Raw genomic sequence first — 24773 nt, forward strand, 5'->3', positions numbered from 1 at the left:
TGAATGCTGTTTGTCAGGGGCAGCGGTCGGCAGACGGATTTTTTCATTTTGGGGCTTGACTTTTAATAGTTAGTCTCTTAAAGCCGCTGCTTACCATGTTGATCGTCGTTCCCATTACGCTGATCGTCCTCGGACCCATTGGCACCGAGCTCAGTGGTGTGGTCGGCAATGCTCTTCAGGCATTCTTTAGCGCAGCAAGTATTATTGCAACTCCTGTTTGCTCTGCTATCTATCCCTATCTGGTCATGCTGGGCCTGGATAAGGCCATCACCCCCATCATGGTGGAAGGCATCTCCAGCATCGGTTACGACCTGGTTGTTACGCCGATGGGCTTTATCTCCAACCTGGCAGTCGGCGGCAGCGCACTGGCTGTTGCCATGCACCTCAAGGATAAGGGCCGCAAGGGCATGATCGCTTCCTTCGGTGTTACCGCACTGTGCGGCGTTACCGAGCCTGCTTTCTACGGCTCCCTGATCATGCGTCCCCGTGTGCTGGTGGGCACTGCCATCGGCGCAGCGGCCGGCGGCCTGATCGCAGGCATCTTCCAGCTGAAGAACTACGTTGTGGGCGGCTGCCCGGGCTTCCTGGCCCTGCTGTTCTTCCTGCCTCCTGACGGTTCCATGGGCAACATGATCGTGGCGCTGGCCTCCGGCATCGTGGCCGTGGTCGTGGCGTTCATCGCCTGCACCGTCATCCTCAAAAAGGCATACAAAGAGGACGTCTGATCCCTGTTTAGACTTTTGACATTCACAGCCATAATTTCATCATAAAGCAAAGCACAAAAAGCCAAGCACATTGATGCCTGTCGCCGCTACGGCGGCGGGCATCAATGTGTGCTCAGGCTTCTTTTGAGAGGGAGGATCTGCTATGGGCAGAAAAGTTCTGGTGGCGCAGTTTGTGACCGAGTCCAACGCCAACATCCCCTACAAAACTGATCTGGAAAATTATGACCTGCGGTTTGGCGAGGACGCCATTTCTCAGATGAACATGGGCACCGTGTTCGCGGATGCCGGCATCGAAGTGGTACCCTCGGTCTATGCCAATGGCTTTTCGGGCGGTGTGGTCACCCGCAACGCCTTTGATTACATCGAGAACCGCCTGCTGAACGATATCCGCGCAAACCTCGGCACGCTGGACGGCATGTTCCTGCATCTGCACGGTGCCAGCGAGGTGGAGGACATCGGCTCCGGCGACCATCACATTTTGAAGGAAGTACGCAAGCTGGTGGGTCCGTATATGCCCATTGTAGTGGCCTGCGACCCCCACGGCAATCTGTGCAAGGAGTATGTGGACGGCACCACCGTGATCCGCAGCTACCGCGAGTCGCCCCACACCGACCTTGCCGACACGGTCAAGACCTGCTGCCGGTATCTGGTAGATCTGTTGGAGCACCGCCGCAACATCCGCCCCGCATACCGCAAGCTGCCGCTGATCCTGGGCGGCGAGCAGAGCGTCTCCGCCGATGAGCCGGTGCGCTCCATCAACCAGTACATGGACGAGATGGAGAAAGATCCCCGCATTCTCAGTGCCAGCTGGCATGTGGGCTACATCCGTCACGACACGGACGTAGCAGGCTGCGGCGTCGTGGTGGTGCCAAACTCCGAGGCTGATCAGGACTACGCCGAGCAGAAGGTTGACGAACTGGCCGCTTATGTGTGGGAGCGCCGCCATGAGTTCCACTACACCGGCCTGACGCAGGAACCGGAAGAGGCCATTCAGTCCGCGCTGAACTGCCCGGGCAAGCCGGTGTTCCTCACCGACTCCGGTGACAACACCACCAGCGGCTCTGTGGGTGCCAATACATGGGTGCTGCGGCAGGTCATGGCGTTGCCGGATACCAAGGGCAAGAACTTCTTGTTCGGCTGCATCACCGACCCGGCTGTAGTGGCACAGCTGGCCGATGTTCCGGAGGGCACAAAGACGCATATCCGTCTGGGCATGGATCTGGACGAGCTGTCCCGCCCGGTAGAGCTGGACGTGACCGTGAAGCACAATGGTCGTCTGGAAGGCTTTATGGGCTATGAGGGAGATTACGGTGCCTGCGTGCTGGTGTCGGTAGAGGGCTACCCCATTGATATCATCGTAGCCGAGGCGAGCCATGCTGTGGTGGAGCTGCATCAGTTCGAAGCAGCCGGTGCCCACTGCGCGGACTACGGCGTGGTGATCGTAAAACAGGGCTACATCTTCCCGGAGCTGAAGGAGCTTGGCGCGCTGTGCGTGATGTCCCTGACCGATGGCGCTACCCTGCAGGATACCCGCCGCCTGCCCTTCAAGCGCATCATGCGCCCCATGTTCCCGGTGGACGATATTTAAAAAACAAAACGAGAGCTTATCAAAGAAAGGACTTGTACAGTATGGAAAAGCAGAAATTTCTCTGGGGCAGTGCAACTGCCGCATATCAGTGTGAAGGCGCTTGGGATGAGGACGGCAAAGGTCTGGGCGAGTGGGATGTATTCTCCCACGGCAACCCGCTGAACCTGAACGGTGCCACCGGCGATGTCTCCTGTGACTTCTATCACCACTACAAAGAGGACATCGACATGATGGCTGCCGGCAAGCAGAACACCTACCGCTTCTCCATTGCATGGGACCGTATCCTGCCCAACGGCCGGGGTGAGGTGAACCCCAAGGGCATTGAGTTCTACAACAATGTGATCGACTACTGCCTGGAAAAGGGCATCGAGCCAAATGTCACCCTGTTCCACTACGATCTGCCCAATGTCCTTGCGGAAGAAGGCGGCTGGGAGAACCGCTCCATCGTGGACGACTTTGAAGCCTATGCCAAGGTCTGCTTTGAGGCCTTTGGCGACCGGGTCAAGCTGTGGAGCACCATCAACGAGCCCAAGTACTACGCCTACTGCACCAATATGGTGGGCAACTATCCCCCGAACCACAAGCTGGACTTTGACCGCTACTTTAAGCAGATGTACTACGAAGTGCTGGCCAGTGCCAAGACGGTGGCCCTGTACCACTCCATGGGTCTGAAGGGTCAGATCGGCATCGTGCACGACAGCAGCAACGTGGAGATCGCGCCGGGCACCAAAGAACCGGGAAAGGTCCGCCTGCTGGGCGACCTGTTCTATAACCGCCTGATCCTGGACACCTCCATCAAGGGCGAGCTGCCCGGCGAGCTGATCCCTCTGCTGCGGGAGAACGGCATTGAGAACGACTATATCAAGCTGGACGATGCCCTGATCTTTGCCAAGGGCAAGGTGGATTACATCGGCATGAACGTTTACAACCGCATGTACCTGACCGACTGGTCGGAGGGCGAGACCGAGGTGTTCCACAACAACCGCGGCGCAGGCTCCAAGGCCAAGGAGGGTATGCGCATCAAGGGCTGGTACGAGACCGCCATTGCCCCCGACACCAAGCGCAACCTCTGGGGCCGCGAGATCTACCCCAAGTGCATGTACAACACCCTGATGGAGATCCGGGAGCGCTACGGTGACATCCCGGTGTACATCACCGAGAACGGCCATGGCTGCTACGAGACCCCGGACGAGAACGGCTATGTGCAGGACGATGACCGCATCGAAATGATGCAGGGCTACATCGACTATATGCTTAAGGCCAAAAAAGAGGGCTGCAATGTGCTGGGCTACTATGCATGGTCTACCATGGATTTGTACAGCTGGGTCAATGGCTACGAAAAGCGCTACGGCTTTGTGCGTGTGGACTTTGACCATGACAACAAGCGTACCCCCAAAAAGAGCTATTACTGGTTCAAGAATTTGATCGAGGAATACCAGAAAACCGAAGAAGCGGGAGAGTAATATGAGAGCCACAGGAGACGGCTCCCCCAAAAAGCCGTGACGTATCCGCCATGGCGTGGATGTGGTGCTGGACTTCATTGCCGGCTGCGTCTCGCCGGTGATCCCGGTGCTACTGGTTCACTGGCGGCATGATATGGGCGAGCGACACCTTTGGTACATGGGCCGTAGGCCTGTACGCCATTATTACCCCGGGACTGTGTGCCTTGCTAGGGTATATCGACCCGGATGGCAGCCTGACCAATTTGTTGCTGACACTGAGTCCGGAACTGGTGCTGATATTCCATCTGGACTTTACTACCCTGCGGGAAGATACTTGGGTTAGTATGCTTCTGCTGGGGCACTGCATGGGCTGGTTTTTGCCAGTAACCATGCGGCTTTCGCCGCACCAGCGCATGAAAAAAGCGGCCTGTCCGGTTGCGGATTGATGGTGGAAACGGTACAATAAAAGGAGAAACAACAATGAAAATCTTGGTCGGCGAATTTATCACGGAGTCCAATGCGAACATCCCGCAGAAATGCGAGATCAGCAATTACAAGATGCTTTTTGGTGATGACTGCATTCAGGCACTGCATGTGGCCGATGTGTTTGAGCAGGCCGGTTTTGAACTGATCCCCTCGGTGGTGGCGGATGCCGGTGCTGCGGGCGTGATCAAAAAAGATACCTTTGATTACATCGAATCTTGCTTCGTGCGGACGGTCAAAGAGCACATCCACGAGATCGATGGTATGTTCCTGATGCTGCACGGTGCCAGCGAGGTGGAGGGCATTGGTTCCGGCGACCACCACATTCTGGCTGAGATCCGCAAGGTGGTAGGGCCGTACCTGCCCATCTTTGTGGTGTGTGACCCCCACGGCAATCTGTGCAAGGAATATGCCGAGGCCACCACTCTGATCCGCAGCTACCGCGAATCACCCCACACCGACAGCATTGCCACCATGCGCAAGGTAGCCGCCATGCTGTGCGACTTTATGAAAGACCGCCAGAACATCCACTCGGTATACCGCAAGCTGCCCCTGATCCTGGGCGGCGAGCAGAGCGTTTCCGGTGACGAGCCAGTGCGATCCATCAACGAGTATATGGACAAGCTGGAACAGGATCCCCATATCCGCAGTGTGAGCTGGCATGTGGGTTACATCCGCCATGACACGCCGGTGGCTGGCTGCGGCATCGTTGTGGTGCCCCAGACCGAAGCCGACCTGCCCTATGCAGAGGAAGCCGCCGACTGGCTGGCTGTCTACGTCTGGAACAAACGCCGTGAGTTCCACTACACCGGCCTGACAGCTGCTCCAGACAAGGCTTTGCGGATGGCACTGGAGTTTGAGGGCAAGCCTGCTTTCATCACTGACTCTGGCGACAATGTAACCAGCGGTGCCACCGGCTGGAATACCTACATCCTGCGGCAGGTGTTGGTGGAGAAGGAACTGAAAAAGAAGATCCTGTTTGCCAACATCTGCGACCCCGTTGCCTACCAGAAGCTGGCGCAGCTGGAGATCGGCGCAAAGGCCTGCCTGCATCTGGGTGTGAATCACGATGAGATGTCCCACTCGGTGGAGCTGGATGTGACGGTGAAGGCAAAGGGCACTCTGCGCGGCTACCTGCACCATCCCCACGATGCCGTGTATGGCTATTCGGTGGCGGTGTCGGTGGACGGCCTGCCACTGGATATCAATGTGGCAAGTACCCGCCAGACCATGTGCGAAGAGCACCAGTTCGTGGGGGCTGGACTGGACTGGGACGCATACGATGTGATTGTGGTCAAGCAGGGCTATATCTTTCCGGAGCTGAAGGAAAAGGCTGCGTTCTCGGTCATGTCCCTGACGCAGGGAGCTACCCCGCAGGATACCCGGATCATTCCCTTCAAGCAGATCATGCGCCCCATGTACCCCATTGACAAAATCTGAAACCGGCCGCAGGCCAAATACAAGAAATCAATAACGAGAGGTGTAAGAAAATGAAACAGTACGATATCCGCTTGGCCAAGGTGCCGCAGCCGCCCAAGGACTGTACTGGAGAGCCGGTCATGCTGACGGATGCCACTATCCAGGAACGTCTGGACAAGGTTCTGCGGGGCATGAAGTCCCGCGGTTTTGAGCAACTGGTGGTGTACGGTGACGCCGAACACTGCGGTAATTTCCAGTACCTGATGGGATATTTTACCCGCTTTGAAGAGTCTCTGCTGGTTCTGGACGCCGACGGCACGGCTCACTTTGTGCTGGGCAATGAGAATCTGAACAAGGCGTCCAAAGCCCGTATCCCGGGGCAGGCCGTGCATGTTTCACTGTTCTCACTGCCCAACCAGCCCAACCGTGCTGACAAGCCCCTGCGCACTCTGTTGGAGGAGGCAGGCATTGCGCCGGGCCGCCGCATCGGCATTGCAGGATGGAAGCATTTTACCAGCCCGGTGGAGAAAAACGAAAAACTGTTTGACATCCCGGCCTTTATTCTGGATGCCATCCGTGCCATTACCGGCGGCGACGAGAACCTGTTCAATGCCGGAGATCTGTTCCTTGGCGATGGCGGTGCCCGTACCACTAACAACGCTAACGAGATCGCCCATTACGAATATGGCGCTGCACTGGCTTCAGACGGTGTGCTGGATGCTATGGATCTTCTGGCTCCCGGTGTGCCGGAGACCGCACTGGGCGCTCAGCTCAACCGGCAGGGCCAGCACAACAGCATCGTGACCATTGCCGCCAGCGGCCCGCGCTTCATCAAGGGCAATATGTTCCCCACCCAGAACACGGTCAAGGTGGGCGATACCATTTCGCTGACCGTCGGCTATTCGGGCGGCTCCTCCAGCCGCGCAGCCTATGCAGTGCACGACGCTTCGGAGCTGCCGCAGGGCGCTCAGGATTATGTGGAAAAGGTAGCGGCTCCCTACTTTGCTGCCTATACCCGCTGGCTGGAGGAGATCCATGTGGGCATGACCGGCGGTGAGATGTTCGACAAGGTGGAAGAAATTCTGCCCCGTGCAACCTACGGCTGGTCGCTCTGCCCTGGCCATCTGGTGGCCGAGGAAGAATGGCTCTGCTCTCCGATCTATGAGCACTCCGCAGAGGTTCTGCGCAGCGGCATGATGCTGCAGATCGATATCATTCCATCGGTGCCGGGCTACGGCGGCAGCTGTGCCGAGAGCACCGTGGTGCTGGCCGATGAGACTCTGAAGGAGCAGATCTGCCAGCAGTACCCGGAGATGTGGCAGCGGATGCAGGTGCGTCGGCAGTATATCATCCAGCAGCTTGGCATTCAGCTTTCGGAAGATGTACTGCCCATGTGCGGCACAGTGGCTTATCTGCGGCCCTACCTGCTGGAAAAGGACATGGCATTTGTGAGCCGCTGAGTCCATAAACATCCATGGATGTCTCTGAATACTCTATAATTTTGGCACCCGCCCAGCCTGCAATCAAAAATCCCCGCAAATAATTGCGCGAGAGCTTGAAAAAACGTGAATAAAGAGCACAAATAAAGTATAACAAACCGCCCCGGTTTCCGTAACAGGAAGCCGGGGCAGTTTTTGCGTTGGGTAGCTTGAGCGAGCGACAAGGGGCTGTTGCAAAATAGCCCCAACGAAAAAATGAGATAGACTTCCCCAAAAGGGGTTGCCTATCTCATTTTTTGTTGTAAACTGAAACTGCAATGAACCAGATACAACATGAACAGTATACAGGAAAGGGCGGCATATATCAACAGCTGACCCTGCCAATAAGCGAAAATATTTTAATAGATGAACATGAACCGGTGTATGTAGCCAACGCCCAGCTTGAGGAACTTCCGGCGCTTCTTGATGCGAGGGAGAACCAATATCTCTACCGAATTGTTTCTCCTCTGCATTGCTTTTGACCTCCAGAAGTTCTTTTCCAAATTGCAACGCGGAAAGAGAAAATCTCATCTTTTTCCCCTCAAAAAAGAGTAGAATTTTTTGGAACTGAAAATGTAAAAAGCTGAGCACCTGCTTTTTCACAGAGGCTCAGCTTTGCTATACCTTTTTCTCTGAATTTATGACAAAGTTTTCAACTTTTGGGCTGTTTCAGGCACTCTTTGCTGAAGTTTTCAACGTCTTTCGCTTTTGCTATTTTGCAACAGCCCCTTTTTTGCGTCTTGTTTTGTAAGCGGAAAGAAGGTACAATAATAGAAAAGAAAGCGTATATCAGTCGAATAAGGTGGTAGGCCTATGAAGTTTTTTGAAGCGGTTCCAAGCGAACTTTTCTCGCCGCTGGCTTCACCCAACCGTATTTTATATGCGGATGCACTGGACGTACTGTACGCAGCATACCAAGAAAACCTGAAAATACGGGAAGATGTCTTGTATTCCATGCTACGCGGCAGGCTGGAACAGGAACTGGCGGATGCTACGTTTGAAGATGAAGACATTGACGAAGAGGAACTGAGGGATATCTCTGGCCGCGCTCGTTTTTTGATCCGCAAGCTGTGTAGTAAGGGGTGGTTTGAGAAAGAACGCGGGGACGACTTTGAAGAGTATATCACGATTCCTAATTACAGCAGCCGTTTGCTGGAATTATTCCACCAACTCTGCGATGATAGCCCGGCTCGTGGGTATTCCTATGTGTTCGGAACTTTCTCAGTCTTAAGGACCGCCGACGACAGCAACAATGCTTACGATAAAATGACGGCTCTCTATAGTGCCTACGATAACACAACGGCGCTGATTAGCTTGTTGCAAATGGTCTATCATAATGTGAAGCATTATTTTCAGACGCAGATCGATATGCAGGATGTCAACCAGGTGCTGGCTGCACACTTTAACGACTTCGGACAAAAGGTTGTGGAGGCATATATCCGTCCGCTGAAAATCAAAGATTCAGTGCCGAAGTATCGTGTGCCCATTCAGTCTGTGCTTAGGCGCTGGGAAGAGGATGATACCTTGCTGATGGCGATGGCAAATGAAGCATTGCGTGATAAGCGGGGCAAGACATTGGAAGACTGCCGTGCCGATCTGCTGAGGAAAATTTTCTGGATCGAAGAACGCTATGACAATTTAGAGAAGGACTATCTTGAAGAAATTGATACGCAGGTCCGGCGCTATACCAGGGCAGCAACACAGAAAATAGAGAACCTGACGAACCGAGATCAAAGCGTGCGCGGTAATTTGAATGTTTTGCTGACGGCACTGTCCAGAAACCGCAGGGCGTCTGAGCTGGTGGACCAGATACAACCGGTATTTCAATTGTATGAGCAGTCTTTTTTGTCAGAAAAAAGTCTGTGGTACCGTAAGCGCCCCGAAAAACGGACAAAAACCGCGTCGGTGCTGATACAAGATGATCAGGCACCGAATACAGAAGAACAGGTCAGAGCGGCACAGTTACTGCAATCGAAATATGGCCGGGCAGCAGTAAATGCTTACGTGCAGGGATGGCTGGGAGACGCTGACATTCGTTGCTCGGAGGAGCTCTCGCTTGAAGAGGACAAGGATTATATCATGAGTTTGCTGGCAATCCTTGGAAGCAAAGATGCATCTGCCGGTTATGTGGTCCAGGAACTCGATGGCATTTTTTGCAAAAATGGCTATTCGATCCCGCAAATGCAGATCCGGAGGAAGGAGAAGAAGCCGTGAATTTTGATTTTGTTACCAATGCAACGGCAAAAGAACTGGAACAATTCAAATCTGTCTGCAATCAGCTGCTCAGCCGCACATACATTGTGCGAACCATCTACCAGCCGGGAAAAGGCAGGGTGGATAACCCAGATTATCTTTTTCTATCACGGCACTATGAGGCTGTACAGGAGTACCTGAGCCTGCTGGACTGGGATTTGCGCAGGGATGAACTGAACGGATACTTTTATGTGTTGAACACAGACGAGGCTAACCGTTGCAACCTCAATAAAAAAGAAACGGCGATTTTGCTGGCATTACGGCTGATCTACGAAGAAAATATGGAGCGTTTGGGTTTGGAGCAGGATGCCGTGTGTACTGTGCGGGATGTTCTGGAAAAAGTGGTGACCGACTATCCCGTTTTTCCGGCTAAGCCGAATATGGAAGAGGTCAAACGCGCGTTTACGGTACTGGAAAACCATTCTGTGATTCAAAGACTGGAAGGAAAATTCAACCAGGGCAGCTGCAGGATCGCAATATTGCCCACCATTCTCTCTGCGGTCTCCAGCGAAAAGCTGAACTTGGTGGTGTCTGTTTTGAAAAAGGAGGAAACAGATGAAGAAGCTGAAGAAGATCCTGCTGATCAACTGGCTCTATTTCAGTAAGGAACTGATTGAAGTGGGCGACATCAATTTTCTGACAGGCAAGAACGGCGCCGGAAAGTCAACGGTCATCGATGCACTGCAGATCGTACTGCTGGGCGAGACCAACGCCCGCAACTTTAATCAGGCGGCCAACGAAAAATCGCAGCGCACATTGGAAGGCTACCTGCGCGCCGACATGGATGATAACAGCCCGTATTCCCGTCGTGGTAAGGACTTTTCCACCTATATTGTCTGCGAATTTCAGGATGAGATGGAGGGCAGCAGCTTTGTGACGGGCGTTACCTTTGACTGCCGCAGCGATGGAAGTTACCGTGATACATTCTTTATTTACACGGGGACACTGCCGAAAAATTGCTTTATTGAGCAGGGCGAGGCAATGGAGACTTCTGCACTTCGCCGTTTTTTGAAGCAGAACTATGCACGGGCAGAATTTTACGATACTCAAAAAGAGTATCGCCACAACATGCTTGCAAAGTGGAACGTCCACAACGAGCAGGTCTTACGGATGATGAAGAAGGCTGTTTCGTTCCGGCCAATTGTGGATATCCAAAAATTTATTACGGAGAACATCTGCGATATTCCGGATAAACCCAATATTGAGCTGATGCAGCAAAACATCCGGGATTATAAACGGCACGAATTGCTGGCGCAGCGTCAGCAGGAAAAGCTGGATGCGCTGCAGCAAATCAGCAGGCTGTATCAGGAGATGAACCAAGCCATAGACCGCTGCCAGATCCAGAAGTTTCTGGTACGGTGGGCCGAAAAAGAAGCTGCGCAGACAGAGATCGACCAGAGGGAATTGGAACGAACTGAATGCAAGGAGAACCTTGCAAATGTGAATGAGCAACGGGAGGAGCTTGAGCGGCAGATCGAACAGAAAGAAACGCGCCGCAGTGAGCTGGAGCTGGCCTGCAGGCAGAGCAACGTTTTCCAGGAGGAAGAGCGTCTGCTCAACACGGAAAAGGCTCTGAGAGATGAGCAGAAAAAGCTGGAACAGGGTCTGCAAAATCTTGAAGTGGAGATTAAGCGGGAAGCACGGCATTTGCAGAGATTCTGTGGGGAGATACAAGAACTGGAACCGGAAGAACTTCTCATACCGGTGCAGGAAGCGGCGAACACTGCGCAGAAAGCATATGCTGTATTTACTGGTGACGAGAAGGAATTGTTTGCCTGGCCTGCGGAGTTGTTTGAAACGGGGCAGCAGGCAGCGGCCGAATTGTCGGATGCTGTCCGCAGTGCGGCTCATAAAACAGAGGACCGCATTGCAGAGCTGAAGAAACAAGCCGACCAGAAAAGTGCGGTGCTTGCAAATCTGCGCAGGAACATCAAAGATTATCCCCATGGGCTTCTGCTGTTCAAAGACCGGCTGGAAAAGGATCTGGCGGGCAAAACAGGGCATGCGGTTCCCGTTTATATTCTGGCAGATGTGCTGGAAATGGCGGATGAGCGCTGGCGTGGAGCGGTAGAAGGCTACCTAAATAACCAGAAATATTATCTGCTGGTGGAGCCGGGACACTATCAGGAAGCACTTAATATTTACGACCGGCTGAAGAAGGAAGCAGAGTACCGTGCGTTTGGTCTGGTAGATATCGGAAAACTGCGGGAAAAAGAGACGCTTCGGCCGCTGCCCGGCAGTCTGGCAGAAAAGGTGGAGACAGAAAACAAGCTGGCACGCAGCTATGTGGACTATCTTCTGGGTCGGGTGATATGCTGCGACACGGCAGAACAGTTGCGCTGTTATAGGACGGCAATCACGGCGGAAGGAATGCTGTATCAGGGTTATGTGGCCCGCGCACTTCGGAAGGACCGGATGGAAGATGCTTTCATCGGGCGGCGTGCGGTACAGCTCCGCATCGACCATCTGGAAAAGGAATTGGCCTGTCTGCAGGAGGAGCAGCGGCATTGGCAGCCGCTCCAAAAACAGCTAGCCTGCCTGCAGGACCCGCTTTTTACTCAAAGATTTGTCCGAATCGATGTGGCGCAAAAGCAGGAGGACTACCAGCGCGTCCAGACGATCACCAAGGAAATCGCAGAAGTCAAAAATCAGCTTTCCCAGCTGAATCTGTTCTGGTTGGATGAGCAGCGGCAGATCATTGAGCATCTGAAAGAAGAGATCCTTGCACTTAACAAGGAAAAAGATGCGAAAAATGTGCAAAGGGGCAATCTGGAAAGCCGCATCCACCAGCTGGAATATGAGATCTTGCCGGAAAAATATCAGCGGTATGAGGCCATCGAAGATGGTTTGAAAGAAGGATTCACGGAGGAATACCGAGAAACCATCGGTGTTCCCCGCTATCGGCAGGAGCTTGTCCGCTTGAAAAAGGCAGATGTCATCCGCAAGAACTTCGGCGACAGTTTGGCGCAGAGCACAAAGGCAATGGACGGGGCTCAGAAGAAACTGTTTGCAGCACGCAGAGAATATGCAGAACGGTTCAAACCCTGTGCATTCCAGATCGAGGTGATGGATAACACCGAATACGAGGAAGAACGGCGTACTCTGCAGGAAAGCGAGCTGCCCCGATACAAAGAAAAGATCCGGGCGGCACGGGAAAGTGCAATGGAGCAATTCCAGAACGATTTCCTTGCCAAACTGAAATCCAGCATCGATCAGGTGCAAGAACAGGTGCACAACCTGAACAAGGCCCTGCGCCAGGCACAATTTGGCACAGACAAGTACCAATTTCGCGTAGGGCCAAACCCGGATTATCTGGATTACTATAACATGATCACGTCAGATGAACTGATGGAAGGCGAATCCGGTCTATTCGCACTGCCCTTTCAGCAAAAATACGGCCCACTGATCGAAAAACTGTTCAGTCAGATCACAATGGCAGACGATACGCAGCTCAATACCCGAAAACAGAGCGAACTACAGGAGAATATCGTCCGCTATACAGACTTCCGGACGTATCTGAAGTTTGATTTGGAAACGACCGACCAGAACGGTTCCAAGCAGCTGCTTTCTCAAACACTGAATATGAAGTCCGGCGGTGAAACACAGACACCGTTCTATATTGCAGTGCTGGCATCATTTGCTCAGCTGTACCGTGTGAACGATGCCACCCGCTTTGGCAACACGGTGCGTCTTGTGGTATTTGATGAGGCCTTTAATAAAATGGACAGTGACCGGATCACCGAGAGCGTACGCCTGCTCCGAAAGATGGGGCTACAGGCGATCATTTGCACGCCGCCGGATAAGGTTTCGGACATTATGCCCATTGCTGACCGGACGCTTCTGGTGGACAAGACTGGGTATCGGATGCACATCATTCCCTTTGGAAAGGAGATGCAGAATGAAGGAAGCGCAAGTGATCCTGAACCGGCTGCTGGATAAGTTTGAAAACAGCAAGCATCTTTCCGAACCTAATGTTTCCAGACGCCGGGTAATGCTGCGCATTGATAAAAGGGAATTGCCGGAGTATCAATACGAAGATGCGGTGGTTCGGGATGCATACAATGCTGCGGCACGGGAGCTGGAGCAGCAGGCTTTGGTGCGTCTGGAATGGGCGAGAAAGCAGAGCGTTCTCTCCTGCATCGTGCTGGATCTGGAACGGGTCGCACAGTGCTATGAATGCGCCGACAGAGTGCATCCGCAAAAAAGGGCGGAAGAGGTCGAACGTCTTATTACGCAAAAGTTGGAGGGCAATCCTGTTTCATGGATCGCAGCATGGCGGGATGCTGTATGCACTCAGGCACGGAACAGCATGAGAGTGCCGACTTTTTGTAGAGAGAACGACCATTTGTTGCAGGACCTGCTGCTTACATTCCAGCGGTACGCAGAGCTGTCCGGCAGTGTGACGATGCGTGCATTCAGCAGCCAGTGCTTCCACGACACCAAATATTTTGAGCGAAATGTGCGTGAACTGTTTCTCGGCATTGCACGTAAGTATAATATCCAACTGGCGGCGGCCTGTACGGAAGCGGAACTTGGCGAACGGGATCAGCTTTCATTTCTGGGAATCTATGCCCGTCCAGAACTCTACGAGCTTTCGGGCGATTGCACGATTTTGCTGCAAAAGGGTGAACTTCGACTCAGCGCAGCAGAACCTTATGGCGTAGCTTTGCCCAGTACGCTTATGTCAGAGATTGTGGATATTGACCTGAAAAACAACTGCTGCATTACCTTTATCGAAAATAAAACAAACTATGATGAATATTTGCTGGTGGAAAAACAGCCGGAAGAACTTGTTGTTTATCACGGTGGCTTTCTGAGTCCGCAGAAGAAAAAACTTTTTGAAAAACTGGCCGCTGTGGCAGGAAAAACCATGCAAATACGATTCTGGGCAGATATTGATCTGGGCGGTTTTTGTATGTTCGAAAACCTGCAAATGGTGTTCCCACAACTTGAGCCCATGCGTATGGAAGGACTCTTTGTGGAACAGTACCACAAAAACGGACTGAATCGGCCGGAGCAGTATTTGCAAAAGTTGCAGGAAGAGCGGAATGCGGGAAGACATCCGCTGTTTGCCGATGCAATCGATAAGATTTTGCAATACGGGGTCACAATCGAACAGGAAATATTTCTGGAGTAGGATCTGTACGAAGATAAAAACGCTTGTTGACCTATAAAAACGTACTATCATTCTTCCCAACGCTCTGTAATTTTGGCACCCGCCCAGGCTGCTATCAAGAATCCCCGCAAGTGATTGCGTGAGCGCTTGAAAAAGCACCAATAAAACAAACGAACCGCCCCGGTTTCCGCAATGGAAGCCGGGGCGGTTTTTTATACAAAAAAGAAATCGTTTTTTTGTAGCTTTGATGAATTGGCGCAGAGTCATTGACAGCAGAAGGGCAGAAGCGTATCTTTGAAACAGAAAACGGAACCGGGCTATAAATAGCATGTTTCTTTACCTTGCGAGGACACTTTCGTTTTGATGAGGCACGACCCGGTGTGCCGCTTTTTTCATTTGCGGAGATAAAATACAAAAAGTACGGATTATAGTACACATTATCTGTTATGCTCGGTACATGGAAGGCACACACCGGAAAAGGAGCAAAAATGCGAAGGACGTTGAATAAAACAAGGTTTTTGGCCGGTAAAACGGACCCAGAAAATACCAGCCTGTGGCTGCCGCTCTGGATGCATCTGTGGGATACGGCGGGCATCATGGAGCGGCTAGTCCGGCAGTGGCTCCCCGAAAGCGTAAAACGGGCCATGGGCTTTGAGTGCGAGGAAGCGTTGCTCGCGCATGCCCGGTTTTTGGGTGGAATCCATGATATAGGCAAGGCTACGGTAGCCTTTCAGGCAAATATCCTGCGCACCCTGCCGGAGGCGCGGCAGCGGCTGGAAACGTTGACGCCGCTGGACTGTCCTGAACAGAACCGCCGGGAGTCGCCGCATGCCCGGGCGGGCGAGGCAGTCCTGCTGTGGGATGACTGCCCCGGCGGGATCGCCTCCATTGTGGGGGCGCACCACGGCAAGCCACAGAGCTGCGCGGCGGTCGATGATCAGTTAGAGGGTTGGGAGAGCAACTACTACCCCAAGGGACAGAAAAAGGTCTGGGAGGACTTCTGGACAGAACTGCTCATGACTGTTTTGCAGGACTGTGGCTTTGACGACACAGCGGAGTTGGATGATCTGAATCCGCAGGAGGAAGTGCTTCTGACCGGGCTTCTGATCATGGCAGACTGGATCGCCAGCAATACGGAATACTTTCCCCTGATCCCGGTAGAGAAGTTGGGCAGCATGGAGGATTACCCGGCGCGGGTGGACAGGGCTTGGGAAAAACTGGCGCTGCCCTTCCCGTGGGAGGCACAGCCGGGCATCGCAGACCCGCAGGAGTTTGCGGTGCGGTTCGGCTTTGCGCCCAATGCGGTGCAGAGGGCTGTTCTGGAGGCTGTGGATACCGCAGCGGAACCGGGCATCCTGATTTTGGAAGCACAGATGGGCGTGGGTAAAACCGAGGCAGCGCTGGCCGCTGCGGAGGTCATGGCCAGCCGGTTCGGGCTGGGTGGTGTCTTTTTCGGGCTGCCCACACAGGCCACGGCAAACGGCATCTTTCCCCGGCTGCTTGGCTGGGCAGACACACAGTCTGAGGAGACGCTGCCGCAGGCTATAAAGCTGGCACACGGCATGGCAGAACTGAACGAGTGCTATCTGCGGCTGCAGGGGCGCGGGGTGCAGTTGGAGGAGGACGCGCAGGAAGCGCATCAGGTGCAGGTACACCAGTGGTTTCGGGGAAACAAGCAGGCACTGCTGGCAAACTTTGTGATTGGCACAGTGGATCAGTTGCTGCTGGCGGCACTTGCCCAGAAGCACGTTATGCTGCGGCATCTGGGGCTTGCAGGCAAGGTGGTCATTATTGACGAGTGCCACGCCTACGATACCTACATGAACTGCTACCTGGACCGGGCACTGGAATGGCTGGGCTGGTACAAGGTGCCGGTCATCCTGCTGTCAGCCACCCTGCCTGCCCGGCGGCGCGCGGAACTGGTCGAGGCTTACCAGCAGAAAAAGGCTGTCCCGGACGCCCCATGGAAAACCAGCTGCGGCTATCCGCTGCTGACATGGACGGACGGCGCAGAGGTAAAGCAGACGGCCATCCCACCAGACGCACCCGGTAAAACGGTGCAGCTGACCACGCTCATAGAGCCGGAGCTGCCCGCGCTGCTGCGCCGGAAGCTGGCAGAGGGCGGCTGCGCGGGAGTGATCGTCAACACGGTCAAAAAAGCGCAGAAGATCGCGCAGCTGCTGCGGGAAAGCCTGCCGGACAAAGAGGTGCAGCTGTTCCATGCGCAGTTCCTGATGCCGGACCGCGCAGCGCGGGAAAACCAGCTGATGGCACGCATTGGCAAGGGCTCTGAACCGGAGCGCCGGAACGACCTGATCGTGGTGGGCACGCAGGTGATGGAGCAGTCGCTGGACATTGATCTGGATGTTCTTGTTACAGAGCTTTGCCCCATGGATCTGCTGTTGCAGCGCATCGGACGGTTGCACCGTCACCGCCGCAGCCGCCCCGCCCCATTGCAGCAGGCCTGCTGCGCGGTGCTGGACACCGGGGAAAATGCCTTTGATGCGGGCAGCGAGGCGGTATATGGACAGTGGTTGCTCTGGCGCACCCGGAAGTTTCTGCCCCGGAGCATCCGGCTGCCGGAGGAGATCTCTCCGCTGGTGCAGCAGGTCTACGGCTGGGAGCGGGAAACTCCCGGTGGAGCGCAGGGGGAGGAAATGCGCTGCGTATATGAGCAGACGCAGGAGAAAAAGAAAGCGCGCGCCGAGGTGTACCTTGTGCCGCAGCCGGAAACGCACCGGCTGGCGCAGTTGAATACGCTGGACGACTGGATGCAGAACGAGGGTGCCCGCTCCGACCCGGCGGCGCGGGCAGCAGTGCGGGACGGCGACCCCTCGGTAGAGGTGCTTGTAATGCAGTGTCGGGCAGACGGCAGCATCCACTTTCTGCCGTGGCAGGAGGGTGGCAGCGCCGTAGCTGCTGACAGCCCGCCCCCGCCGGAAACGGCACTGAAGATTGCCCGGCAGAAGCTGCGGCTCCCGGCGGTGTTCGGCAAAGCGTGGAAGGTGGATAGGGTCATCCGGGAGTTGGAAGCGGACAACCGCAGCGGACTTGCGGCGTGGCAGCTGTCTCCGCTGCTGCACGGAGAGCTGGTGTTGCTACTGGATGAAAACCTGACTGCCCGGCTTGCGGGCATGGAACTTTGTTATGACCGTGAAAACGGCTTATATTACCAAAAGGAGGAGACGGATGAAGGAAATTGAATTCAACCTGCTGACCGAACCGTGGATACGGGTGCGGCTGCGGGACAACACGGTGCGGGAGGTGTCCCTGACCGAGGCGCTGGTGTCGGCGCAGGATTATGTGGACCTTGCGGGCGAGATGCCCACCCAGAACGCCGCCGTGCTGCGGCTGTTGCTGGCGGTGCTGTTCACCGTGTTCTCCCGGGTGGATACAAAGGGAAAACCCCAACCGCTGGCACAGAGCGATGATGCACTGGAGCGCTGGAGCGAGCTGTGGCAGCTTGGGCATTTCCCGGCAGAGCCTGTCCGGGACTACCTGGAGCAGTGGAAGGACCGCTTCTGGCTGTTCCACCCGACACACCCCTTCTGGCAGGTGCCGCAGGCAAAGATCGGCACGGAATACGGCGCGGCCAAACTCAACGGTGAAATGTCGGAAAGCAGCAATAAACTCCGGCTCTTTCCACTGTATGCGGGGCAGAGCAAGGAGCAGCTGAGCTATCCGCAGGCGGCGCGGTGGCTGCTGTGCGTGAACGGCTATGATGACACCTCCGCGAAGCCAAAAGGAAAGGGACTTCCGTCAGTAGGAGCCGGGTGGCTGGGCAAAATCGGTTTTATTCAGGCACAGGGCGATAATCTGTACGAGACCCTGATGCTGAACCTGACGCTGCTGCGCGACAGCCGGGAATGCTGGGGCGAAAGCAAGCCCTGTTGGGAATTGGAAGCACCAAAGAGCGCGGAACGGACAGAAATTTGCTGCCCGGACAACCCGGCACAGCTGCTCACCCTGCAATCCAGAAGGCTGTTGCTGCACAGGACAGGGGAGAATGTGGATGGGTTCTGTCTGCTGGGAGGAGATTTCTTCCCCAGAGAAAACGTCTTTGCCGAACAGATGACCATCTGGCGCACGATGCCAATCAAGAAAAATGAACCGGTGGTGTTTGTGCCCTGTCGTCATGACCCGGCTAAACAATTCTGGCGGGAGTTCCCGGCGGTCTTTTGTCAGGGCAGCGGGCATCGCCCGGGCGTTGTATGCTGGATCGAAAAGTTACAGGAAAAGAGATTGAAACTTCTGGATCCCCGCAGAAAGGTACATTTCCGCATCTCCGGTGTCCAATATGGCGATAAGGACTTCTTTGTAAATGATTCTTTCAGCGACAGCCTGACCTTTCAGGCAGGGATTCTGGATGAGATAGGGCGTCCATGGCAGAGTCGGATCGTCAGAGAAATCGAGCGCTGTGAACAGACGGCGGCGCTGGTCGGACATTTTGCGCAGGAACTGGCAATTGCCGCCGGTGACCGGAATGAAAATGCAGGCGGCGCGGTTCGTGCACAATTCTACTTTGCAGTGGATCAGCCTTTTCGGCAGTGGCTGCAGGCGATCGACCCGGAGCAGGACGACCCGGATGAGGCAGCGCTGCGCTGGCAGGCGCAGGCGCGAAACATCGCGGAAAAGCTGGGAAAACAGATGGTGATGGAGGCCGGAAATGCCGCCCTGAAGGGACACCGCATTGTGGTGGATAAGGATAAAAAGACCGAGCGCACCATCCTGTATACCTCGCCAAAGGCCTATAATCGTTTCCGCACAAGGCTTTGGGAGATCTATCCCAAAACAGAACCATAAAGGGGGAATTGTATGAAAACACAGGACGTCAAACTATATGCGGCGCAGCAGCTGCACAGGCTTCAGGCTCTGCCGGACAACCAGCGGCGGGCAGAACTGGCAAAGCTGCGTCGGGGCATCGGCCACGCACCCGGCGATCTGCCGGAACTGTGGGGAAGCTTTTTGCTGGAAATGCCGGAAAGCTTTCAGGGCCGCAGTGCTCCCTCGGCGGCAGAGTGGGCGGTCTACCTCGCCCTGACCCTGTATGCTATGCATCAGCAGGGGAACGACCGCCTTATGAACTGCCCCGGCAACACGCTGGGGCGTGCGGTGCGGCAGCTGGCAGAGCGGAACAGTGCCGGACAGGACTGGACCGAGGCTAGCGTGCTCCGGCGGTTCAACGCGCTGGCCACCGCAGAAGAAATCACCGAGATCAGCCACCATCTGCGGGGCATGATCCAGCTGTTGAGCGCGGCAAAGGATGGCGGCATCCCGCTGGACTATCCGCAGCTTGCGGCAGACTTGTATGAATTGCAATGCACCGACCCGCGATATGCGCAGACCCCCGCCAATGTTCGTCTACGGTGGGGACAGGACCTGTACCGCGACCCGAAGCCTGCACCGGATGAGAAAGAAAAGGAGAATTGATCATGAATAAGCGCCTGTATGTTGATTTCCACATTTTGCAGACCGTCCCGCCCAGCTGCATCAACCGGGATGATACCGGCAGCCCAAAAACGGCAGTGTACGGCGGTGTGCTCCGCGCCCGGGTATCCTCGCAGGCATGGAAGCATGCCATGCGCGCAGCCTTTGCGGAGAATGCTCAGCTGGACGTGGGCAAGCGCACTAAAAAGGCCGCAGAACTGGTGAAGGCGCAGATCCTTGCACTGGCCCCGGAACTGGATACGGACAAGCTGGCAAAAAAAGCGCTGGAGAATGCGGGCATCAAGAGCGACGATAAGGGCACCAAGGCACTGTTCTTCATGAGCACTGCGCAGGCAAAGGCATTGGCAGAGCTGGCTGTGGAGGGCTCTGCGGATAAAAAGCAGTATCGGGATGCCCTGAAAGCGGCGCCCTCGATGGACATGGCGCTGTTTGGCCGTATGGTGGCAGATGACCCTTCTCTGAACTATGACGCCGCTGCGCAGGTGGCACACAGTATCTCCACTCATGCTGTGCAGAACGAGTACGATTACTTTACCGCCGTGGATGACTGTCAAGCAGAGGACAACGCCGGTGCAGGCCATCTGGGCACGGTGGAGTACAACTCCTCCACCCTGTACCGCTATGCCACAGTGAACGTGATGGAGCTGGCCGGGCAGCTGGGTGCAGCGCAGGCCGCGGAAACGGTGCGGGCTTTTGGTGAGGCGTTCCTCTTCTCCATGCCCACCGGCAAGCAGAACACCTTTGCAAACCGCACTCTGCCGGATGCGGTATATGTGACCCTGCGGGAGGATCAGCCGGTGAACCTGTGCGGCGCATTCGAGCGTGCCGTGCCCCGCAGTGCGCGGGGGTATGCCGCGCCTTCCAAGGCGGCACTGGCACGGTATGCGCAGCAGATGTACAGCAGCTTTGCCGAGGCCCCGGCGCAAAGCTTTACCGTGGGCAGCGGGCTGGAGGAACTGGCTCCGGCGCAGACGGCAAAGGCGATGCTGGACGCACTGGAAAAGGCTGTCCGGGATGCACTTGCCGGAAATGAGGTGGGGTAATGGCAACGCTGTTGCTTCGGCTGGCAGCGCCTTTGCAGGCGTGGGGCGCAGACTCCAAATTTGAGACCCGCAAGACGGGCCGTGAACCCACCAAGAGCGGCGTGATCGGCCTTTTGGCGGCAGCTCTTGGGCTGCGGCGGGACGAGCGCGAAGCACTGCTCCGATTGACTGGGCTGCGGTTCGGCGTCCGCGTGGAGCGGGAAGGGCAGCTGCTGGTGGACTACCACACGGCAAAGACGCAGGACCAAAAGACCTCTTATGTGACCTACCGCCATTATTTGCAGGACGCCGTGTTTCTGGCCGGTATTGAAAGCGAGGATGCCGCCCTTTTGCAGCAGCTGCAGCAGGCGCTGCTACACCCGGTGTTTCCGCTGTATCTCGGCCGCCGCTGCTGCCCGCCTACCCTGCCGCTCTGTCTGGGAGTACGCCCGGGCAGCTTGCAGGAGGTGCTGCAAGCGGAACCGCCCCTGTGTCCGGGACGGCAGAGCCGGATCTTATTGGACGCCGACCCGCTGGAGCCGGGCACGGCTCCGCAGCGGGATGTGCCGGTGAGCTTTGACCCGCATCATCGGCAGTACGGTTACCGCTCGGTACGGGAGCTTTGGCAGAAAGTGCCGGACAGCCCGGAGACTACGGAGCACGATCCGTTCCGGGAATTGTAAAAAGGGGGCGAGAGAATGTATTTATCACGGGTAGAACTAGATCCCACCCGCCGCAGCACCATGGCTGCGCTGTCGGCACCGCAAAAACTGCATGGCGCAGTGGAAAGCGCTTTTGCAGGGGAGCGCCGCCGCAGACTGTGGCGGTTGGATCGTCTGGGAGAGCGGTTGTATCTGCTGCTGCTCAGCGAAGATGCGCCAGAGCTGTCCGGCGTGGTGGAGCAGTTTGGCACTGGAGCGGCTGCGGAGACCCGCAGCTACGACCCGCTTTTACAGCGGGTGGAGCCGGGCAGCTGCTGGCAGTTTCGGCTGACCGCAAACCCCACCAAAAGCTGCAAAGACCCCCAAAACCCCGCAGCGCGGGGAACTGTAGCCGCACATTGCACGACACAGTACCAGAAGCAGTGGCTGTTGGAGCGCGCCGCAAAGCACGGCTTTGCCCTGCGGGAGGAGGAATTTACCGTGACCCGGGTGCAGTGGCAGCACTTTGCCAAGCACGGCACCCGGCCGGTGACCCTGTTGGCAGTGACCTATGAGGGCATTTTGCAGGTGACCGATGCAGAGCAGTTCCGGGCACTGCTGTGTCAGGGCATGGGGCGCGGCAAGGCCTATGGCCTTGGACTGATGACCGTTATGCGCGGAGGAAACTGAGATGGACGAGATGCCGGGCATGATCCGGCCGGACCTGCAGGCGCTGCCGCAGGTGAAAGACCGGATGACCTTTCTGTATCTGGAACACTGCACCCTTGGCCGACAGGACGGCGCAATCACCGTTACAGACGAAAAAGGGATCGTTCAGATCCCGGCGGCGGGCATCTCGGTGCTGCTGCTGGGGCCGGGTACACGGGTGACCCACCGTGCCATGGAACTTATGGGTGACACGGGCGTGGGTGCTGTCTGGGTAGGTGAGCACGGTGTGCGGTATTACGCCCATGGCCGTCCCCTGACCACCCACTCGCAACTGTTGCTGCGGCAGGCAGAGCTTGTCAGCAACACCCGCAAGCACATGGATGTGGTACGCAAGATGTATCAGCTCCGTTTCCCGGACGAAGATATCTCCCGGCTGACGATGCAGCAGCTGCGGGGACGCGAGGGCAGCCGTGTGCGGCAGGTATACCGCAAAGCTTCCAAGGATACCGGTGTTCCGTGGAGCGGCCGACTGTACCGCCCGGAGGATTTTGCATCGGGAGATGCCGTCAATCAGGCGCTTTCTGCCGGGCACGCCTGTTTGTACGGTCTGGCGCACGCGGTGATCGTGGCATTGGGCTGCGCCCCGGGTCTTGGCTTTGTTCATGTGGGGCACGAGTGCTCCTTTGTGTACGATATTGCCGACCTGTACAAGGCCGAGGTGACCATTCCCATCGCCTTTGAAGTGGCGGCACAGGCTCCGGACGACCTGCCGGCCGTAGTGCGCCGCCGGGTGCGGGATGCCATGGTAGAGCATCATATTCTGGAGCGCATGGTGCACGATATCCGGTATCTGCTCCTGAATGCGGATGAGCGGGAACAGGAGCCGGAAGCTGTTTATCTGTGGGACAACAAAGTGGGCACTGTGGCCAACGGCATCAATTATTTTGAAGAAGAGGGTGATGAAACATCGTAGTTCTCACCATGACGAACTGCCCGCCAAAACTGCGCGGGGATCTGTCCAAATGGTTGTGCGAGATCAACACGGGCGTTTATGTGGGCAATGTGAGCAGCCGCGTGCGGGATGCCTTGTGGGAGCGGGTGTGTCAGAACCTGAAAAACGGACAGGCAACACTGGTGTTCACCACGGTGGGAGAGCAGCGGATGGATTTTCGCACCCACAATACCGCATGGGAGACCGTGGACTTTGACGGGATCAAACTGATGCGACGACCGCTGCCGCAGGCCGAACAAAACCAAATCGACCTGAAACCCGGGTTCAGCAAAGCGGCACAGCAGCAAATGGCGCGGAAAGCGGGCAGAACAAAGCCGAGCACAGGCAATTACACCGTGATCGATCTGGAAACCACCGGCCTGAAAGCCGCGTCCGATTCCATCATCGAATATGGAGCGCTGCGGGTCCGGGACGGTGTACCGGTGGAGGAGCTGACCATGCTGGTCTGCGTGGAAGAAAACGTTCCGGCAGAGATCACAGCCCTGACAGGACTCAGCGCTGCGGAATTGCAGCAGGGAACAGAACCACGGGAAGCGCTGAATAGCTTTTTGTTGTTTATTGGCAAAGACCCACTGGTGGGACATAATATTGCCTTTGATCTGGAGTTTCTGCGCATGACCTGCAAACGATATGGCTTTCCGGCACCGACCAACCGCCAGATCGACCTTGCACAACTTGCCCGCCGAAACCTTACAAGGATCGCAAATTATAAGCTGGTGACGCTGGCACAGCATTTTCAGCTGGCAGAAAAAGTGGAGCATCGCGCCCTGCCGGACTGCCGTCTGATACAACAGGTTTATTGCAAACTGAAGGAAACAGCGGTACAATAGCAACAGGAGACACGGTGCTACGGGATCTTTTTAGTCTTTTCCCCGCATACGCGGGGGTGATCCTTCTCCATCGTTGGCATAGTTGAGCATGATAAACTTTTCCCCGCATACGCGGGGGTGATCCTGAAAGCATGAAAATTTTTCTGAAAATCCTCGCCTTTTCCCCGCATACGCGGGGGTGATCCCGTCTCAGAAAGGCATACAAGAAACCGATAAAACTTTTCCCCGCATACGCGGGGGTGATCCCAAGACTGACATTGATGCCCTGAAAGCTGAACACTTTTCCCCGCATACGCGGGGGTGATCCTTTTTGCAAAAGCATAGTCCGGACTTCCTTTTTCTTTTCCCCGCATACGCGGGGGTGATCCTTGATATCGGCCCCATTCACGGCGAACTGGTTACTTTTCCCCGCATACGCGGGGGTGATCCTGTGAGGTATTAGCATGAGTTTAGAGTATTTAGCTTTTCCCCGCATACGCGGGGGTGATCCCCGAGGATGGAGCGGAAACACAAGCGACATCATACTTTTCCCCGCATACGCGGGGCTTACAAAAAAGAACCACGGGCGCAACGAAAAATGAAATGATATTTCTGGAAAGGAGAACTCTGCAATTTTATCGCCCGCCCAGGCTGCGATCAAGAATCCC

Annotated in this window: 19 protein-coding genes and 1 CRISPR repeat array; of the genes, 18 read left to right on the top strand and 1 reads right to left on the bottom strand. The window is 55.6% G+C overall.

What is annotated here, in order from left to right:
• Positions 1–86: 86 nt before the first annotated feature.
• From GKG34_RS11050 to GKG34_RS11075, 6 genes are all read left to right on the top strand, one after another.
• Positions 87–725, top strand: coding sequence for a PTS transporter subunit EIIC (locus GKG34_RS11050; protein WP_279235890.1), 639 nt, complete (start codon positions 87–89; stop codon positions 723–725).
• 142 nt (positions 726–867) lie between these two features.
• Positions 868–2313: a M81 family metallopeptidase gene (locus tag GKG34_RS11055; RefSeq protein WP_154256223.1), complete on the top strand. Its 1446-nt coding sequence runs from the start codon at positions 868–870 to the stop codon at positions 2311–2313.
• A 41-nt stretch (positions 2314–2354) separates the two neighbouring features.
• Positions 2355–3776, top strand: a complete 1422-nt coding sequence (locus GKG34_RS11060; protein WP_005942538.1) for a glycoside hydrolase family 1 protein — start codon at positions 2355–2357, stop codon at positions 3774–3776.
• 128 nt (positions 3777–3904) lie between these two features.
• Positions 3905–4201: a hypothetical protein gene (locus GKG34_RS11065; protein ID WP_005942541.1), complete on the top strand. Its 297-nt coding sequence runs from the start codon at positions 3905–3907 to the stop codon at positions 4199–4201.
• Positions 4202–4235: 34 nt separating this feature from the next.
• Positions 4236–5678: a M81 family metallopeptidase gene (locus tag GKG34_RS11070; protein WP_005942544.1), complete on the top strand. Its 1443-nt coding sequence runs from the start codon at positions 4236–4238 to the stop codon at positions 5676–5678.
• A gap of 50 nt (positions 5679–5728) precedes the next feature.
• Positions 5729–7117, top strand: a complete 1389-nt coding sequence (locus tag GKG34_RS11075; RefSeq protein ID WP_005942549.1) for a M24 family metallopeptidase — start codon at positions 5729–5731, stop codon at positions 7115–7117.
• A gap of 63 nt (positions 7118–7180) precedes the next feature.
• Here the strand turns inward: GKG34_RS11075 and GKG34_RS11080 are convergent, their stop codons facing one another.
• A complete protein-coding gene (locus tag GKG34_RS11080; RefSeq protein WP_154256224.1) occupies positions 7181–7738 on the bottom strand; it encodes a hypothetical protein in 558 nt (185 codons plus the stop codon).
• A gap of 210 nt (positions 7739–7948) precedes the next feature.
• Here GKG34_RS11080 and GKG34_RS11085 point away from each other — a divergent pair, with 210 nt between their 5' ends.
• From GKG34_RS11085 to cas2e, 12 genes are all read left to right on the top strand, one after another.
• Complete coding sequence (locus GKG34_RS11085) at positions 7949–9349, top strand: Wadjet anti-phage system protein JetA family protein (protein WP_005942556.1); 1401 nt, start codon at positions 7949–7951, stop codon at positions 9347–9349.
• Positions 9346–9993 carry a DUF4194 domain-containing protein gene (locus tag GKG34_RS11090; RefSeq protein ID WP_005920847.1) on the top strand — a complete coding sequence of 216 codons (648 nt, stop codon included), beginning with the start codon at positions 9346–9348 and terminating at the stop codon, positions 9991–9993. Before GKG34_RS11085 ends, GKG34_RS11090 begins: the two co-directional genes overlap by 4 nt.
• Positions 9944–13327, top strand: coding sequence for an SbcC/MukB-like Walker B domain-containing protein (locus tag GKG34_RS11095; RefSeq protein ID WP_005942560.1), 3384 nt, complete (start codon positions 9944–9946; stop codon positions 13325–13327). Before GKG34_RS11090 ends, GKG34_RS11095 begins: the two co-directional genes overlap by 50 nt.
• Positions 13287–14525, top strand: coding sequence for a Wadjet anti-phage system protein JetD domain-containing protein (locus GKG34_RS11100; protein WP_005942563.1), 1239 nt, complete (start codon positions 13287–13289; stop codon positions 14523–14525). The genes GKG34_RS11095 and GKG34_RS11100 overlap by 41 nt, the downstream gene beginning before the upstream one ends.
• Before the next feature lie 467 nt (positions 14526–14992).
• The gene (cas3, locus tag GKG34_RS11105; protein ID WP_243139251.1) at positions 14993–17707 is read left to right on the top strand and encodes a CRISPR-associated helicase Cas3'; all 2715 of its coding nucleotides are present in this window, start codon (positions 14993–14995) and stop codon (positions 17705–17707) included.
• On the top strand, positions 17694–19307 hold the full coding sequence (gene casA / locus GKG34_RS11110; RefSeq protein ID WP_154256227.1) for a type I-E CRISPR-associated protein Cse1/CasA: 1614 nt from the start codon (positions 17694–17696) through the stop codon (positions 19305–19307). Before cas3 ends, casA begins: the two co-directional genes overlap by 14 nt.
• A gap of 12 nt (positions 19308–19319) precedes the next feature.
• Positions 19320–19934 (top strand): type I-E CRISPR-associated protein Cse2/CasB, encoded by a 615-nt coding sequence (gene casB, locus GKG34_RS11115; RefSeq protein WP_005942572.1) that lies wholly within the window; start codon positions 19320–19322, stop codon positions 19932–19934.
• 2 nt (positions 19935–19936) lie between these two features.
• Positions 19937–20995 (top strand): type I-E CRISPR-associated protein Cas7/Cse4/CasC, encoded by a 1059-nt coding sequence (cas7e, locus tag GKG34_RS11120; RefSeq protein WP_154256228.1) that lies wholly within the window; start codon positions 19937–19939, stop codon positions 20993–20995.
• Positions 20995–21657 carry a type I-E CRISPR-associated protein Cas5/CasD gene (gene cas5e, locus GKG34_RS11125; protein WP_154256229.1) on the top strand — a complete coding sequence of 221 codons (663 nt, stop codon included), beginning with the start codon at positions 20995–20997 and terminating at the stop codon, positions 21655–21657. The genes cas7e and cas5e overlap by 1 nt, the downstream gene beginning before the upstream one ends.
• A gap of 15 nt (positions 21658–21672) precedes the next feature.
• On the top strand, positions 21673–22305 hold the full coding sequence (cas6e, locus tag GKG34_RS11130) for a type I-E CRISPR-associated protein Cas6/Cse3/CasE (protein ID WP_097774452.1): 633 nt from the start codon (positions 21673–21675) through the stop codon (positions 22303–22305).
• 1 nt (position 22306) lies between these two features.
• On the top strand, positions 22307–23257 hold the full coding sequence (gene cas1e, locus GKG34_RS11135) for a type I-E CRISPR-associated endonuclease Cas1e (protein ID WP_154256230.1): 951 nt from the start codon (positions 22307–22309) through the stop codon (positions 23255–23257).
• Between the two features lie 8 nt (positions 23258–23265).
• Positions 23266–24126 (top strand): type I-E CRISPR-associated endoribonuclease Cas2e, encoded by an 861-nt coding sequence (cas2e, locus tag GKG34_RS11140; protein ID WP_154256231.1) that lies wholly within the window; start codon positions 23266–23268, stop codon positions 24124–24126.
• A 35-nt stretch (positions 24127–24161) separates the two neighbouring features.
• Positions 24162–24678: direct repeats of the CRISPR family, unit length 28 nt; unit sequence CTTTTCCCCGCATACGCGGGGGTGATCC.
• Positions 24679–24773 lie beyond the last annotated feature (95 nt).

The sequence above is a fragment of the Faecalibacterium sp. BIOML-A4 genome (assembly GCF_009679665.1).
Taxonomy (GTDB): Bacteria; Bacillota; Clostridia; order Oscillospirales; family Ruminococcaceae; genus Faecalibacterium; species Faecalibacterium taiwanense.